The organism is Calditrichota bacterium (assembly GCA_020637445.1).
Classification (GTDB): Bacteria; Electryoneota; RPQS01; order RPQS01; family RPQS01; genus JABWCQ01.
In genome coordinates, this window is sequence record JACJVZ010000002.1 from 184,371 (window position 1) to 201,675 (window position 17,305).

The window sequence follows — 17,305 nt, forward strand, 5'->3', positions numbered from 1 at the left end:
TCTAAATTGTACATATGTTCAAAATTACAAAAAATCCCCCTTGAAAACAAGGGACATGACTCAACTTAGTGGTTGAAAGCGTGTCTAAGAGTGTATATATTGGGTAATTAATCTTTGGGGGCAATTCCCCAAGCAACTAACTAAATTTTCTGGAGTTGAAAATGAGAACTCTGTGGATTCTTGTGCTCGCTTTGGCGAGCGTTAGCCTGATCTCCTGCTCGAGCGGCAAGAAAGTGTCGAGGATTGACGTCGAGGAAACGGTGGATTTGTCGGGAAATTGGAATGACACGGACAGCCGACTGGTCGCTGACGAGATGATTTCCGACGCGCTTAGCCAACGCTGGCTGGCCAATTTCCTGCGTGACAAGGGCGCCAACCCCGCCGTGATTGTGGGCAATATTCGCAATCTGTCAGACGAGCATATCGCGACAGGGACGTTTGTGGGGGATATTGAACGCGCATTTGTGAATTCGGGAACAGTGCGAGTTGTGGCCAGTGCGGACGAGCGCGGCGGCGTACGCGACGAGCGCGAAGATCAGCAAGCGAACGCGTCGCTTGAGACCATGAAGGAATTCGGGCTGGAACTCGGCGCGGACTATATGCTGATGGGTGAGATCAATAAGATTCTCGATCAAGAAGGCAAAGAAAAAATCGCCTTCTATCAAGTTGATTTGACGCTCACGGACGTGCAGTCCAACGAGAAAGTCTGGATCGGCCAAAAGAAGATCAAGAAGTACATCGCGCGCAAGAACTATAAGCCTTAGACGCGCACATGAACTTCTCGGTTAGCGGGGCAGGTGAAGACACCTGCCGCCGCGGCTCAATAATTTGTGCGCTGCTGTTCTCAACGCTGCTCGTCTTCGGATGCGCGGGGAAGCGGACGCTTTTGATGGAGCAGGTACGGACGGAGCTGCGCGCAACGTCCACGGAGCAAGCTCTCGCCGCGTATGAAAAGGGAGTCAAGAAGAACACACAGCGCGTCGATGAACTCTTAAATCTTGGGTTGCTCGCGCTTGAAGCGGGCAAGTATGATCTTGCTCTGAAATCTTTCAAAGAAGCCGACAAGCTCTCCGAAGAGAGATTGACCAAAAGCCTTTCGCGGGAAGCGGCGTCGCTGACGACTTCGGACCGTGTGCGGGCTTATCAAGGGACCGTGTTTGACAAGGCGATGCTGCACTATTATCAGGCCGTGGCGTATCTCGAAAAAGGGGATTTGAGTGCCGCGACTGTGGAAGGGCGGCGCATTGCGAGTTACCTTGAGGTCAATGCGCGCGAGTCGAAGCACACGTATAAAGACGATCCGTTTTTGCAGTGGTTTTCAGGCGTGATGTATGAATCCTTCGGTCAAGACAACGACGCATGGATTTCGTACAAACACGCGATGGAACTCTATCCCTACTACGGGATTGACGAGCCGGGCTATCTCTGCCGCGCGACTTATGCTGCGCTTAGGGAAGTGGGATCCAGCGAGCAGGAGCAGATGCTTGAAGAACGGTGCCCTGACGTGGATCTGGATTTCGATCCGAATTGGGGAAGAATTGTCGTGCTCTGTGAAGCGGGGATTGCGCCGCAAATCCGCGAAGACAATATCGTATTTCCGATCATGAAATACGACGAGCACTCGTGGGCTAACAATGACGACCGCGAGCGCTATGCCTATGACGTGTATGGCCGGAGATATGACCACTATGATGAAGCGAAGCTGGACTATCTTCTGCGCGTTGCTCTGCCCTACTATCCCTCTGACCAGTACGGCACGGATGTTTATGAGGTTTCCGTCAGAGGCAGCGGAGTGGACAAATTGGCGGAACTTGCGGCCCCCGTGGGGAGTATCTTGAAGCAAGACCTCGATGACCGGATGCCCGCCATTGCAGCGCGAGCTATTGTTAGAGGCATCATAAAATATGCCGCGAAAGAGGCCGCCGAGAAGGCGGGCAAGAAGGACAGTGAAGCGCTCGGCACAATTCTCGGTTTGGGCGTAAATCTTCTGGGCGCGGCCACGGAAGCCGCCGATACCCGCTCGTGGGAAACCCTTCCTGACAAAATTTACGTCGCCGATTTTCAATTGCCGCCCGGTGAACACAGCGACCTCCGCGTCGTCTTCGAAGGCCATGGCGGCGAATCGCTCCTGCGCTACGACCTGCCCACGGTGGATGTGAAACCGGGAAAGCTGACGGTGCTCAGAGCGAGGTGCTGGAAGTAACGGAAAATTCCAAATCCCAATGGCGAGCAAAGGATAAGGGATAAAGGATGTCGCGCGGGGGATTTGGATTCTCGTATTTCGCTTGGAGTGAGTGGTTTGCTTGGCTAGATCCTTACAGAGGATGACAGAAATTTCTTAACAATCGATGCGCTTGGAATCTTGGCTTGCCTGACAAGATCCTTCAGTGCGTTCAGGATGACAATGCGTTCAGACATCTCCGCGTTTGCAACGTCAGATTCCGGCCGGGTTGCGCGGACTTAATCCGGCTCGGCGAGAATCTCACCACTCTCGGTCCTTTGCTGCTCTAACTTCACTGCCTGCCTAAGCGGGCGGCACGCCTGCCGCCCCTACTTTCCAATTCATGACAACTCACTCAGTTGATACGCAAGACCTCGGATGCGGGGACTTGATGATGGCTTTGATGAAAGCCATGAAAGAGGTTTCGCCCGGAGAAATACTCGATCTTCATGCGCTCGATGCCGGCGCGCGTGAAGATATTCCCAGTTGGTGCAATATGACCGGACATAAATTGATCGAAGCCGAAACCGGTGATGATGGACATCACTACCTCATTCAAAAAAAGGAGAACTGAATGGCAAAATTCATGGTGAGCTTGACTCACGCCAAGGACAATACGGACATGAGCACCGTGGCGTTCGTGGTCGCAAATGCTTCCGTCGCTTCGGGACAGGAAACCGTCGTGTTTCTTTCCGTCGAAGGCGTAAGACTGTCGCAGCCGGGCTACGCGGATGACATTCACGAAGAAGGATTCGCGCCGCTCAAAGAGCTGATGGACAACTACATCGCGGCAGGCGGACAGATCTGGTTGTGCAGCCCGTGTTTCAAGAAGCGCGGACTGAACGAAAGATCACTGACCGGAAACACCACCATCGTCGGTGGAGCGAAAGTCGTCGAGTTCCTTACGACCGGCGGCACGTCGATTACGTATTGATGGGTCCCCGGGGCTAAGCCCGGAGGGCTTCCAGCGGGCAAGCAGATGCTGCACGTTTTGCAAGGGAGTGCTTGGATGGGGAGAAACCAAGGCACTCGAAACTAAGCAAAGTGCGATGATGCTGCCCGTTGGATTGATTCTAACATTCGATTTATGAAATATGAAGGCGGATTCCGACCGGGTTGCGCTGCGCTTAACCCGGCTCGGCGGAAGTTGATATGAGCGAAAATCTCGAACAACTCGAACAACCGATTGCTACGCCGCATGTGTGCGACGGGGGAAATCTTGACTGCGGCTCGGGGCTCTTGCTGATTATTCGCAAGGCGATGGACCAGGTTCCCGACGGCGAAGTGCTCGAAATTCGCTCGACTGAACTCTCCGTGTGCAACGACCTGCCTGCTTGGTGCCGCATGACGGAGAATCCGTATCTCGGGTGGAAAGAGGGATCGGAGACTAACAGTTTTTTTGTGCAGCGCGGCGGAGAGCAAGAGGACGTGGACGCCGAACTTGCCAAAGCGCGCGCGTACAAATTTCAGACGCGCATCCGTTGGAAGGGGGAAATGACTTCGACGGTCTATGCGCGCAACCACAGCTTCACTGTCGGACAACCGGCGAGCTTCGACGTGCAGGACATTGCACCGAGCGCGCTGGAATATCTGCTCGGATCACTCGGCGGATGCTTGGTGATGGGGCTGCAAATCCACGCGTCGCGCGAAGGTGTAAAGATCGACCAAATTGAGCTGTCGCTCAACGCAAAGCCGAACAACCTGCTCGTGTTTTTGGGACTCGATGAGCAGGGACACTCGGGGCTTGAAGAAATTTCCGGCACGGCTTACGTCGAAAGCGACGCTCCGCTCGCAAAAATTCGCGAACTTTGGGAGTATACACTCCGCGTATCGCCCGTGACGAACACGTTGTTTCGGGGCGCTAAACTTAATTTGCAGGTACATTCACTTGACTAATCACACTCTACCTACTTTGCCGACCACCGTTGTGGGAAGTCTGCCGCGACCCGAAGAGATGCGCGACGCGCTGAAGAAGAAGCGCAAAGGCAAGCTCTCCGAGCAAGAGTTTCAGAAAGTTTCCGACGAATCCGTGCGCGCGGCAGTTGCTTTGCAAGAGCGCGCCGGAATCGACATCATCACTGACGGCGAAATGCGCCGCGAGAATTTTTATTCGTTCATCGCCGATTGCGTAGACGGCATCAAACTGCTGTCGCTCGCCGATCTGCTCGATTACGTCGAAGATAAGGCAGCCTTCGAGAGACTTTTGCAGTCGCTCGACGTGCCCGCGTTTGCGATTCACAATCCGGTCGTCGATGGGAAAATCACCGTGCGCAAGCCGCTCGCGCTCGAAGAATTCAACTATGTGCACGGCCTGACGGACAAGCCCGTCAAAGTCGCACTGCCGGGACCTTATCTTTTAACTCGTTCGATGTGGGTGAAGAGTCTTTCTTATGACACCTATCCCACCAAAGAGAGTTTGGGCGCGGACGTCGTAAAGATGCTGCGCGACGAGTTGATTGCGCTGCGCGATGCCGGATGTTATTTTGTGCAGTTTGACGAACCGGTGCTCTCCGAAGTCGCGTTCGCGGGCCCGCATGCGACGCATACGTTTATGTGCGCGGCGCTCTCGGAGAAGGCTTCGCCAGATCAGGAATTGAACTTCGCCGTCGAGCTGCTCAATCAGGTTGTCGACGGAGTGGGCGGCGTGAAAACGGGCTTGCACGTCTGCCGCGGCAATTGGAGCCGCAATGACGACGTGCTGCTGGCGGGAGCTTACGATCCGCTGATTCCGTATTTCACAAAGATGAACGTCTCGCAATTCGTGCTTGAATTCGCCACCGACCGCGCCGGTCCCGTCGAGAGTTTGCTCGCACTGCCCGAAGACAAAGAGATTGGACTCGGTGTGATGAATCCGCGCACGAGTGAGCTTGAGACCGCCGAGTTCGTAAAAGCCAAAGTTGCTCCGCTGCTTTCAAAGCGTGCACCGAACTCAATTTTCTTGAATCCCGATTGCGGATTTGGAACCTTCTCCGACCGACCCGTCAATGATTGGGAGACTGCGGAGAAGAAGCTCGCGGCGCTGAGTTTGGCAGCGAAGAGTTTACGTTAATTCAGAAGCCCCCTTTAGTCCCCCCAAAACCACTTCGTGGATTTTGGGGGGAGATAAAAGGTCGCCGCGAGCAATCGCCATTGCGGGTCTGGAGACCCACAACGGCGCACAGATTCCGGCGGGGAACTGCGCTGACGCGCTTAATTGCCGCTCGGCGGCAAGAGCGACGGCCGGAGGCCGACGGTAGTACACGTTTAGAATGACCCCCCTTAATCCCCCCGCGCAGCGCGGGGTGAGATTACAGACCTACATTTTACCCCCCATTTTGTCCTCCCGGAAGACCGGGGGAAATACAGAAAAAGAACATGAAATTCTCCACACTTTGTTTGCATGCGGGCGTTCGTCCCGATCCTTCTAACGGCGCGATTATGACGCCGATTTTTCAGACGTCCACTTACGTGCAGCCGGAACTCGGCAAGAATCTTGGCTACGAATATTCACGCACGGATAATCCCACGCGCGCGGCGCTGCAAGAGTCTATTGCTACGCTTGAAGGCGGAAAATTCGGGTTGTGTTTTTCGAGCGGCATGGGCGCGGTGGATTGTTTGATTGCGACGCTCTCTGCGGGAGATCACGTCGTTTGCGGCGACGACGTCTACGGCGGGACGTTCCGCATCTTCAAATACGTGCGTGAGAAACAGGGCATCGCCTCGGATTTCGTGGATTTGACCAACCTCGACGTGGTTGAAAAGAGCATCACCCCACAGACTAAGTGGATTTGGCTTGAGACTCCGACAAATCCGCTGTTGAAACTTGTGGACATTGCCGCGATTGTGAAGATTGCACATGCGAAGGGAGTCAAGGTTGCCGTGGACAACACGTTCGCGACGCCGTATTTTCAGCAGCCGCTCGCGCTCGGTGCGGACATGGTGATGCACAGCGTCACGAAATACCTGAACGGTCACAGCGACGTGGTAATGGGTTCGATTGTCACGAGTGACGAAGAGCTTTATCAGAAACTCAAGTACATCCAAAACGCGTGCGGCGCGGTGCCGGGACCGATGGACTGTTTCTTGACGCTGCGCGGCATCAAGACTCTGGCGGTACGCATGGAACGTCATCAGGCCAACGCGGCTATTCTTGCGAAAGATCTTGAGATGAATACGCACGTCAATTGGGTGCGCTATCCGGGTTTGAAATCGCATCCGCAGCAGGAACTCGCGATGCGCCAAATGAGCGGATTCGCTGGAATGATCAGCTTCGAACTGAAGGGCGGACTTGAAGCCGCACGCAAATTCGTAAGCGGTTTACATCTGTTTGCACTGGCTGAATCTTTAGGCGGAGTTGAGTCTCTGGCAGACCACCCAGCGATCATGACCCACGCGACGATTCCGCGCGAGCTACGGGAAAAGTTAGGCGTCACCGATGGGCTGATTCGGCTCTCTGTTGGACTCGAGGACGTAGATGATCTGCGACAGGATTTGCAAAACGGCTTCGCAAAGCTGAAGTAGTCATGCAGCTAAACTTAAAGCGCCCGGCTGATTGTGTCAGTCGGGCGTTTTTGCTGTTTTATGGTCTGTGCTTTGCTCTGATTCTGGCCGTTGGAGGGCCGTCGTGCTGCTCCTTTGGTAAAAATTGAAGTTTATCGAATTATTGAGGAAAGCCATGACTATCCTTTCCGTGGATGACTCGACTACCATCCGCCGCATTGTAAAACGCAGTTGCGAGGAACTCGGTCACACCGTCCTTGAGGCGGCGGACGGAGCCGCCGCGCTGGCCACGTTAGCCGAGAAAAGCAGCGAAGTGTCGCTCGTCATTTTGGATTGGAACATGCCGGGGATGACGGGGCTTGAAGTGCTTAAGGCAGTGAAGAGCGATCCGAGAACAAAAAACATCGTCGTGATGATGCTGACATCTGAAGCGGACATGAATTTTGTGAAGGAAGCACTCGCAGCCGGAGCACAAAACTATTTAACCAAGCCTTTTGACCAGAAAATGCTCGCCCTGAAAATTCAGGAGAGCATGGCCATGATCTCCGCGTAAATCCACCTATTTGATTGAGGGCAACCATACTATGAGCGCAGAAATTGCTTTGATCGGGTTTCCGAGACTACAGGAGCAGATTGCGACCCGCCTGCTTGAGGAACACGACGTCAAGGTGGAACGAGTTAATCACGATGAAGCGGCTTCGCGGCTGTCGATGTTCAACCTTGCGCTGTTTTTCTGGCCCGACGGAGGCGAAATCGGCACGCAAAGACTGAAGGCGATGAAGGAACAGGCTGGCGAAAAGTCTTGCCCGATCGTAATCGTGACCAGCCATACGGGCCAGTACACTGCACAAAACTTAGTCGGTGGCGATGCCGCGGACATCTTAATAACTCCGCTGCAGCCGCATGACGTGTCGCAGAAGCTCGCAAAATATGCGGGTGTCGCACGCTCGACCGAGACATTGTCGGTAGATGCGGATTATGTCAATCCGTTTGTTTCCGGCACGGTTGAAACGCTGAAGCAGATGGCTGGGATGGGCTGCGAGCGCACCGGGCTGAGGATCTCACAGGACGCCACGTCAAAGGGCTTTTACTCCGGAACAATCGGACTGACGGGAAATGCGGAAGGTTTCGTGTCCGTGACCTTTTCCAAAGAGCTTGCCACGAAAATCGTCGCAAAAATGCTCTCCATGGAATTGGAAGAACTCTCGGAAGAAGATATTCGTGACGGCGTGGGCGAATTCATGAACGTCGTGGCCGGCGCCGCCAAAGCCGAGTTGGTGAACACGAAAAACTCCTTTAGCTTGTCGATTCCGCAGGTTTTCAGCGGCGGACCGCATACCGCCGCGCAGCCCCGAGGAATTCCGGTATTTGTGATTGAGTTCAGCGCAGAAGGAGATCCGTTCGACGTTCTCGTGTGTCTGAGACATAAGCAGGGATAGACAGTCAGGAACAGGATGTGCAAGACGGGCCGGGTTTTCCCCGGCCTTTTTTGCATTCAACTTGCGGGTTCTCCGTGATTTTGCTACCTTTGGGGATGAACAGATTCCGCAGACCTGCCGAGCATGGCTGAGACCAAGACATACCGGGGTGGAACTCTCATCCACCTGTTTGGCAGCTTGTCGGAAGGCGCGTTCAATATGCTCTTTACGATTGTGCTTGTGCGGCTGATTTCGCAGAACGATTTCGGCAGTTGGCGGCAGTTTATGTCCCTCGCGGCAATTGTTTGGAATATTACGATCTTTGGGCTGCCGGCAAGCCTGTTCTACTTCGTCAGTATCGCGAAACCCGAAGAGCGCGGCGCCATCGCGCGGCGCACGATGTGGCTGGCGCTATCTATCGGCGCTGTCGCCACCGTGGTCTTCTTTTTTGGGCTGGGGCTTGCCGCGAATGTTTACCATTCGCCCAAACTGTCCGAAGAAGCTCTGTTGTTCACGTCGTTCTTCGGGCTGGGTTTTCCGATGTTCATTATCACCCCGATGCTGGTGGCTGCGGATCAACGGGCGGTTTTGGCAACCATGCGGTTCTGCATGGGGCTTTTGCGCTTCGCCTCATTAGCCTTGTTGGTGTGGATGGATGCGGACTTGCGAACACTGCTGATTGCGCTGAACGGTTTTGCGGTGATCCAATTCGTCGTAGTGGTGTATTTGTATCTGCGCGCGGCGGGTCCGGCACTGGTGCCGTTGAAGCAAGGGTTTGACGAACAACTCAAGTATTCGCGGCACGTCAGCGCGATGACGGTCGCCGGACAACTCTCCGTGGAAATGGATAAGATATTTGTTTCCACGTACTACACGCCCGAGGTGTTCGCGTCGTATTCGGTGGGCGCGCGGGAGCTTCCGTTCGTGCCGCAGATTCCTTACAGCATCACGGATTCGCAGGTCCCGCATCTCAGCAGGTTTGCTTCACAGGGGTTGTTCGCGGAGTACTTCGCTTTGCTGCATCTGTGGGTAAGGCGGATTGCGCTGATTATGTATCCGATCTTCACGATGATACTTTTTCAGCACCGCGAGATTTTCACGATTCTGTTTACAGCCGAGTACATCGACGGGGCCATACCGATGCTGATTATCGGCTGTTTGATTCCGATGCGCGTGACCTCACACTACCAGTTGCTGCTTACACTGGGCGCGTCACGAGACGTGATGTTTGCGTCATTCGCGATGTTGGCTTCGGTGCTGACTTTTAGTTTCGGTCTTCTGCACTACCTTGGACCAATCGGGGCTACATTAGGGTTCGTTATTTCCGAGTATATCATCTTCAGTTACATGATTTTGAGGATTGCACAGAGAACGGACTCCAGCATCGCACGCGTGCTGCCGTGGGGATTCTTGCTTAAGCTGCTTGCCACGGCCGTCGTTTGCGGAGCTTTGGCTTTGCCGGTTTTGGGAATCGTTCCGTTTGAAACTACCTTTTGGCGATTTGCCGTTTATGCCGCGACCATGATGATTTTGTACACCGCCGCTGTGATTACGTTTGGACTTGTGTCGAAAGAGGACATTGCGCTGCTGCGCAGCAAGCTAAAACGCGGATGATCCTGATTCAATTCTTCGCATCCGCCACACTTCGGTGAGGACTTCCCGTGCAGATTCCTTCATTTGACCGATTAGAATCCACCCGCCGCAACCGCAAACTGCGAAACTTTTTTGCCATTGCCGCCGGCATCACCGGAATCATTGCGGCCGTGCTGGTGATCGACCCCATGGTTTCGAATGAGCCGCTAAATGCAATGCCGTTATTAATTCTCGCGTTTCTGTGTTTTCTGTGCGCGGGATTGACCATATATTTTCACATGAGGTTTATTTCACGTGACTAATTTAAGAGTTGGTGTTGTCGGTGCGGGGTATTTGGGGACTATTCACTGCAGGCTTTTGTCCGCGAACACGGACGTAATGTGGACGGGTGTTTTCGACACGGATAAGAACAAAGCTCAATCCGTTGCCGAACAATTCGGCGGGCTGTCCGCTCCCTCGCTTGAGCATATGATTGAACATAATGACGCTCTGATGGTGGTGTCGGCAACGTCGTCACATTTTGCCGTGGCGAAGCAAGCGCTTGAAGCGGGCAAGCACGTTTTTTTGGAAAAGCCCATCACCACGACCGTGGCCGAGGGCGAAGAGCTTGTAGCCTTGGCCAAGACGAAGGCGCTGGTGATTCAAGTCGGTCACGTCGAAAGATTCAGCCGCGCGTTTCGCGCTTTGGGAAAAGACTATCCGCATCCGAAATTTATCGAAGCGCACAGGCTCGCACAATTCAAGCCGCGCGGCACGGACGTGGCCGTGGTGCTGGATTTGATGATTCACGATTTGGATTTGATTTTGAAATTGATGGGCGAGTTCCCGTCGCAGATTGACGCGTCGGGCGTCGCCGTCATCAGCGAAGCGGCGGATATTGCCAATGCAAGGTTGACTTTTCCGTCGGGCGGTGTGGCGAACGTCACGGCGTCGCGAATTAGCGCGAACCCGATGCGCAAACTCAGAATGTTTTCGGAAGACAGTTATATTTCGCTGGATTTTGCCAAAGGTGAGGTGCAGCAATTCAGACTCGCACACACGGATGAAGAGCACGTAGCGGGAACTTTGATGCTGGGCGAAATCGAGAAAGGCGCCGTCAAGCGCAAAATCTTGATGGGTGCGCCAAGTGCGCCTGAAGGAAACGCCATTGACATGGAGCAGAGGGCATTTTTCGATGCGATCGTAAATGGAACGGAGCCGCCAGTGACCGGACAGGACGGACTTGATGCGCTGAAAGTTGCCGTGAAGATATTGGAGAAGATCGGCACGACGGAAATTGCGACGGGGAGAGAATAGCCAGCGTGGACGCTGGACCCTGTGCGCTGACGCAATAGCCTAAGGGCTTCCCTGTGATTGGGAGCTTACCTTTCTTTTATCCCCCGGAGGATCGGGGGGAAATAGTTATCAAAACCCGCTTGACAAAGCGGGTTTTGTGTTGTTACTTGCAGAGATCACCTTTTGTTTTGCTTCTTTGGTTTCAAACCTTCGGAGGTGGGTATGTTTTGGATTATTCTTGTCTTACTTAGCTTTTTTGCTGGTAGTGACGCTCTCGCTGAACCGCGCCAATGGGATAGAGATGGATTTCCCGTTCGCGCGGTTCGTGTTATTGATGATTTTTCTTCAGTATCGCGCGCAGACGGGACCACGCTTTTGGTGTGGGCACAATCTGAGGGCAGTGACCCCGTGATCAAGGGTCAGCTTCTTTCGCCCACCGGAGCACAACTTTGGGCAACGGATGGGATTGTCCTTGCTTATGGAACATCCAAGGCTTCCTTCCCTGATGTCACTGCGGTTGAGGGAGGATGGGTTATTGTTTGGCTGGACGGAGTCGTGATCTACACCGGTCGCGATGACCGCAGCGATTTCGGCGCGACGGGTGAATTGCGTGCCATAAAGATCGACGACAACGGAGCTCCGCTGTGGTTTAGCGGACGCGCTGGAATTCCGGTTTCACCGACTTTGGATTGGTACGCTCCGAAATCCTACACGGTGAATCCGAGCGGCGAAGGCGCAATAATCACTTGGCACACGTGGAATGAAGACCGTGCGCAACGGGTGGCCGCAGACGGTGAGATGATGTGGGAGCAGCCGGTTGATGTTCCCTACTACTACGAAAGCAATAACTTTGCAAGCGACGGCGCTGACGGCATTTTGTTCACGTGGGTTTTTGTAAGCGGAAATGTGCGAGAACTGCGCGCCAACAAACTTCTTGCTGACGGGACATTCGCGTGGAACGACGAAGACGGAGCGTTGGTTCACTCCGGCGGCGACCACTATTCACCGCAGATTTGCATGGACGGCAGCGGCGGAGCATTGGTGGAATGGCTGATTGACGGGACGGAGACTGCACTCGTCGCGCAGCATCTCGACGCACAGGGTGCCGTTCAATGGCAGGCGGCGGGTGTGACCGTTCTTGAAATGACCCAGCAATGGTGGCGGCACGAAATGGCTCCCTCGTTTTCCGGCGGAGTCGTCGACGGCTATCTCTCCATCACGGGCGACGCTCCGGACGACTACTACAACCTCGTCGCGCAAAAGGTCTCGATTTCCGGAGTTCCAGTTTGGGGTCTTGACGGCGCGGTCGTCTGCGATGCTTTGAGTGATTCGTTGATCCCTTCTGACATTCGTATCGCGTCTGACCAATCGGGCGGCGCACTGTGCGCGGCAGAGTACCGCAGTATCGGCGCGCACTATTCACAGTACACGGGTTTGACCAGAATCGGAGCTGACGAGACGCGGCCATGGAACGAAAGCTGTATGCTGGCGGTCGACTCGTCTGACAATGCGATCTTCGTGCTTAGCAATCCGCAAGTCATCAATGACATTGTGCGCTTCGGTTGGCTTGAACGGAGCTCAGGATTGGACAATGACATACGCGTGTGGGACTTTAGTCTGGCGACGGGAACTCCGGACGAGAATGAATCCACGCGTATCACTCCCGGAGATAGACGGGACATTCAGTCTGTTCAGATTGTCAAACTGAACAACGGTTCTACCGCGACAGCTTGGTCGACGTCGAACGGCTGGAATGAAACGTCACATTTCCAAATCGTCGATGTGTTCGGCAATGCGGTGCTGGAAGAAGACGAACGGCTGTTGTGCCGGAATGCTGACGGAACCCCCGTGTGGGCGACGCGGCCCGAGCTTTGTTCTGACGGCAACGGAGGATTCTTTGCCGCTTTACGAAGCTATGAAGAGGGATATTATTTGCAGCGCGTGGTTCACGTTGACGGCAACGGGAATTTTGTTTCGCCGCCGGAAGGAGTTGAACTCACGTTTGACGGCTTTCTTGAGGTTGACTACAATAGAGTGATTTGCATCGCTGACGGTATGGGCGGGTGCTACGTCGCGGCGGGCTGGTACAACACACAATTTGTTTTGGATGTGCTGGTTGCGCGTCTCGATTCGCAGTGTCAGCCTGTGTGGGAGTCTCCTGCAGTGTTTGACGGCGGAGGAATTGACGCTGCGCCGTTCTTGGTTACAACGAGTTCCGATCACGCCGTTTTGATCGGCTATAAGCTGTTGGAATTCGAGAACGCTGAACAACGAATCGCGCGCGTTTCGACGACGGGCGATGTCGATTGGAACATAAGTTTGGCGGCTCACTTGGGCGGCAGCGGTTATTCTACAGAGTTTGGCGCGTGCACGGACAATTATGACGGCGCTTTCGTCACATGGATTGACCGCGACAATGATACGGATATTTACCGCGCGTGGGTGCAGCGTATTTCTCCAACGGGAGAACTTCTGTTCGGCGAGCAAGGCGTGCTGTTCTATGAAAGTGAAGACTACATTCGAGATATTTCCTGCTCAGCGGATATTCCCGGCAACGTGACCATGGCATGGGAACAATTTAATGCGACCGATTTGGACATCTACGGACAACGAGTGCTTGCGAACGGAACCGTTGCGTGGCTTGAGGGAGGTGTGCCTTTGACTACGGCTGCGCACGACCAATACAATCCCATCACGATTACAATTAGTGACAATGAGATTTATGTACTGTGGAACGATGAACGTGCCGGCGGAGCAATTTGGTGGGAGAGCGACATCTACGGAACACATCTGAATGCGCGCGGACAAGTTCGGGATGATTCGTACTGGCAGGAGGGCGGCAGTCCTATCTGCAATTACCCGTATTTTCAAACAAGTCCCTCGGCGGTTGCAGATGGCGCAGGCGGGCTTACAGTGGCATGGCTGGATGCGCGCTGCGGGTTGGGATACGACTACTCGGTTTTCGCGCAACGGCTTTATGATCCGATCTTCACCGACGTGAATGAACCTGCCGCGCTTCCGTCGGAGTTTTCGCTGTCGCAAAACTATCCCAATCCGTTCAATCCTTCGACGGTGATTGAGTTTTCTTTGCCGACCACGAGCAAGGCGGGTTTGAAGGTGTTTGATGTGACAGGCAGATTGGTTACGACGCTGGTGGATGAGCAGATGACGGCGGGAAATCATCGCGCGCATTTTGACGGATCGAGATTGTCGTCGGGAGTGTATTTTTATAAACTCGAAGCCGCGGACAGGTCGTTCACCCGCAAGATGGTGTTGATCAAGTAACTTTTCATTGAGTGCTACGGAGGCTATTATGCTTTGGATACTTTGCCTTGCTACAATTGCCTTGATGTCTGATAACTCTTTTGCCGATCCGCGACAGTGGGATACGGATGGTGTGGCGGTGAGAGAAGCGAACTTTCTGCGCTGGTGGGGAGAAACCGCCAGCGCGGACGACGGCGCTTCAATGCTTGTGTGGACGCTGGAAAAGCGACGCACGCCGGAGCTTTATGGTCAGTGGCTGTCGTCGGACGGAAGCGAAGTCTCGGATTTCAACGGACGACTTCTGGCTCGCGGTGGCGACGCGGGAATCAGTTATCCTGAAGTTATCTTCGTGGGCGATGGATATATTGTCACGTGGATGGACCTTGATATCCTGAATGAGGATGAGGTATATGTTATTCGGGGCCGTGTAAAAGCCATGAAGTACTCTGCGGGCGGAACACGCATGTGGGCAGCTCCTGCGCTCGACGGTGTGCTGATACACGATGGCGGCACAGCTGACTACCGTCCTGAATTGGCAATGTGTGACGACGGCAACGGCGGCGCATATATCCATTGGTACAGCGCGGGCCATTGGTATTTGCAGCGGGTGACTTCGGCGGGTGCGCTTGCTTGGGCAGCTCCATTGGAACTGCCGGAGGCTACCAATTGGTCACTCTACTCCATTGCTGCGGACGGAGCAGGGGGCGCGTTTGCTGCTTGGCAAGCCGCCCCGGATGTTTTTTGCCAGCGATATGACGCGACTGGAACATCTGTTTGGCCATCGCCCGCGTTGCTTGGAGATGCGGAAGCACCCTATGCGAATTTCAATGTGTATGGTGACGGAACGGGCGGCGCTTTGATAAGCTGGGACGTTAGCGGCCCAAATGGCCGTACAACCAATGCACAGCGACTGAACGTCGACGGTCAACTTATGTGGCAAGAAGGCGGCGTTCAGATTGCGGGTCCACATTACGGATACTCTCGAGTGGCATTGAGTTTTGCGCAGGGTACAATAGATGGATTGCTTGTTGGTTGGCAGAGCCGGAGTGAACCATATTTTGACCGCGTCTTTGTTCAGAAAGTAAATCTCACTTCTGAATTGCTCTGGGGCACAAATGAAATGTGTCCGTCCTCGGAGCAGTTTCTTTATCAAGAAGTGGGCCGCATCGCGAGCGATCAAGCGGGAGGCGCGTTGGTTATTTGGAATGAGGACTGGGTCAACAGCCCGAGTTTCAGACTCTCACACGTGAATGCGAGCGGCTCTTCGGTTTGGAATGACTGCTTCATGGAATATTCATCCGGTAGATACACGAGCAGTGCGCGGGTTCTGCTGGGCGGCGGCAATCGCGCCATCGTCGTGTGGGAAAACGCACCCGAACAATCAGACCATTTGCGGGTGAAGTCGTTTGACTTGATCAACGGCGCGCTTGCATCCACGCTTCTGCTTGACGACTATCTCTTTGGAGATGTTGGAAACTATGCCACGTTGTCTTTGCCCAACGCGCGGATTGCTCTCGTCTGGGAAGACACAAGGGGTGATTTCTCAAAGTCGCTTTACTACAAGATTTTGGAAGCGGACGGCAGCAGCGAGTTTCCGGAGAGCGGGGCCGAACTTGTTATTCCCGCAGGCGATGAATTGGCGATTGAAGACCTTTCGTTGTGCTCCGACGGCGCGGGCGGATTTTTCTGTGTGTTTGCCAGCTTTGAGGGTGGCAATAGAATTCTCCGGCTCACCCGGCGAGCGGCAGACGGCACGCAAATTGGTCCTGCGTCCGGCCAGCTGATAGGCTCGCCTATCTATGATCAGCGCTACGCACATTGTATCTCTGACCAATCCAATGGAGCCTATGTGGTTTGGTCGGAGTTTGATGATAATTTTTACTTGGATATCTTTGCGCAAAGAGTCAACTCTCAGTGCCAAACGATGTGGAGTGAACCGACGACCGTCTTGAATGAAACGTTTTATGACGAAATTGTCGTCGGTCTCGTGCCGAGCACGAACGGATCGTGCATCGCATTCGGCAGGACTGACGACTTTGCAGCATATCATGTCGAAGCCCTTCGTTTGACTTCAGAGGGGACTATTGACTGGCAAACTGCGGCAACTCCGGACAGCATTGACTTCAGCGACGTGATTTCGGACGGACATGGCGGCGCGGTGCTAACGTGGCGAGCAGGCTATTATGCGCAGGGAGATTGGCCGCGGGTGCAGAGACTTGACGCGAACGGCAGCTTGCTGTGGCCGACGGAAGGTGTACGATTGGACACGGTTTCGTACTACTCATCATATCCGAAACTCGGAATTGACCAAGCGGACAATGTCTTTGCAACTTATTTTGGTGAAAGTGAATCGGGGCTGCGAAATATTCGTGTGCAGAAGATCTCGCCGAACGGAGATTTGCTGTGGACTGAGAATGCGCGTGTGTTCGAGATGAACTTTTCAAATGTCGGTTGGCCGAAAATTGCGGTGGTCAATTCCGAGAACATCTACGTATGCTGGTCGGAGCAGGACCCGTCTTATACCACGAATCTTCTTGCGGTTCACTTGAATGGAAACGGTGAATCCGCACCTGATCCCTTCTGGCATGATCAGTCGGGTTCAGAGCTGATTGAGTCGCCGATGCGAACATTGGACTATCAATTGGTCGCCGATGTCGACGAAGGAATTGCCGTTGCGTGGTCAGAATTTTCGTCGACCGGCTTTGCAATCAGTCTTGCCGCGCAACGCATCTACGATCCGATTCCGGTGAGTGTTGAAGATGAACCTGTTGTGCCGACGGAGTTTTCTCTGGCGCAGAATTATCCCAATCCGTTCAATCCTTCGACGGTGATTGAGTTTTCTTTGCCGACCACAAGCAAGGCGAGTTTGAAGGTGTTTGATGTGACGGGAAGATTGGTAGCTACGCTGGTGGATGAAACGATGATCGCGGGAGTGCACCGGGTTTCGTTCGATGCGGCGAGTTTGCCTTCGGGAGTTTATTTCTATAACTTTAGAGCTGACCATCACTCGATGACGAGGAAGATGGTTCTCTTGAGATAGTTGTCTCGGACTCGC

General features: G+C 53.9%; 15 protein-coding genes. All 15 read left to right on the forward strand.

What is annotated here, in order from left to right:
- Positions 1–161 precede the first annotated feature (161 nt).
- Positions 162–764: a penicillin-binding protein activator LpoB gene (locus tag H6507_08610; GenBank protein MCB9369150.1), complete on the forward strand. Its 603-nt coding sequence runs from the start codon at positions 162–164 to the stop codon at positions 762–764.
- An 8-nt stretch (positions 765–772) separates the two neighbouring features.
- Complete coding sequence (locus H6507_08615; GenBank protein MCB9369151.1) at positions 773–2,203, forward strand: hypothetical protein; 1,431 nt, start codon at positions 773–775, stop codon at positions 2,201–2,203.
- A 164-nt stretch (positions 2,204–2,367) separates the two neighbouring features.
- Positions 2,368–2,511, forward strand: coding sequence for a hypothetical protein (locus tag H6507_08620; protein ID MCB9369152.1), 144 nt, complete (start codon positions 2,368–2,370; stop codon positions 2,509–2,511).
- A 53-nt stretch (positions 2,512–2,564) separates the two neighbouring features.
- Positions 2,565–2,795: a sulfurtransferase TusA family protein gene (locus tag H6507_08625; protein ID MCB9369153.1), complete on the forward strand. Its 231-nt coding sequence runs from the start codon at positions 2,565–2,567 to the stop codon at positions 2,793–2,795.
- Entirely contained in the window at positions 2,796–3,155 is a 360-nt protein-coding gene (locus H6507_08630) for a DsrE family protein (GenBank protein ID MCB9369154.1), read from the forward strand. It begins immediately after the preceding gene.
- Between the two features lie 218 nt (positions 3,156–3,373).
- A complete protein-coding gene (locus H6507_08635; GenBank protein MCB9369155.1) occupies positions 3,374–4,117 on the forward strand; it encodes an OsmC family protein in 744 nt (247 codons plus the stop codon).
- Between the two features lie 58 nt (positions 4,118–4,175).
- Positions 4,176–5,270, forward strand: coding sequence for a cobalamin-independent methionine synthase II family protein (locus tag H6507_08640; GenBank protein MCB9369156.1), 1,095 nt, complete (start codon positions 4,176–4,178; stop codon positions 5,268–5,270).
- 305 nt (positions 5,271–5,575) lie between these two features.
- Positions 5,576–6,721, forward strand: coding sequence for a PLP-dependent transferase (locus H6507_08645; protein MCB9369157.1), 1,146 nt, complete (start codon positions 5,576–5,578; stop codon positions 6,719–6,721).
- A 154-nt stretch (positions 6,722–6,875) separates the two neighbouring features.
- Complete coding sequence (locus tag H6507_08650; GenBank protein ID MCB9369158.1) at positions 6,876–7,253, forward strand: response regulator; 378 nt, start codon at positions 6,876–6,878, stop codon at positions 7,251–7,253.
- A gap of 31 nt (positions 7,254–7,284) precedes the next feature.
- A complete protein-coding gene (locus H6507_08655; protein ID MCB9369159.1) occupies positions 7,285–8,139 on the forward strand; it encodes a chemotaxis protein CheX in 855 nt (284 codons plus the stop codon).
- A gap of 123 nt (positions 8,140–8,262) precedes the next feature.
- The gene (locus H6507_08660; GenBank protein ID MCB9369160.1) at positions 8,263–9,732 is read left to right on the forward strand and encodes an oligosaccharide flippase family protein; all 1,470 of its coding nucleotides are present in this window, start codon (positions 8,263–8,265) and stop codon (positions 9,730–9,732) included.
- A gap of 47 nt (positions 9,733–9,779) precedes the next feature.
- Positions 9,780–10,013 (forward strand): hypothetical protein, encoded by a 234-nt coding sequence (locus tag H6507_08665; protein MCB9369161.1) that lies wholly within the window; start codon positions 9,780–9,782, stop codon positions 10,011–10,013.
- Entirely contained in the window at positions 10,006–11,007 is a 1,002-nt protein-coding gene (locus H6507_08670; GenBank protein MCB9369162.1) for a Gfo/Idh/MocA family oxidoreductase, read from the forward strand. Before H6507_08665 ends, H6507_08670 begins: the two co-directional genes overlap by 8 nt.
- 201 nt (positions 11,008–11,208) lie before the next feature.
- Positions 11,209–14,271 (forward strand): T9SS type A sorting domain-containing protein, encoded by a 3,063-nt coding sequence (locus H6507_08675; protein ID MCB9369163.1) that lies wholly within the window; start codon positions 11,209–11,211, stop codon positions 14,269–14,271.
- 28 nt (positions 14,272–14,299) lie between these two features.
- The gene (locus tag H6507_08680) at positions 14,300–17,290 is read left to right on the forward strand and encodes a T9SS type A sorting domain-containing protein (protein MCB9369164.1); all 2,991 of its coding nucleotides are present in this window, start codon (positions 14,300–14,302) and stop codon (positions 17,288–17,290) included.
- Positions 17,291–17,305: the final 15 nt, after the last annotated feature.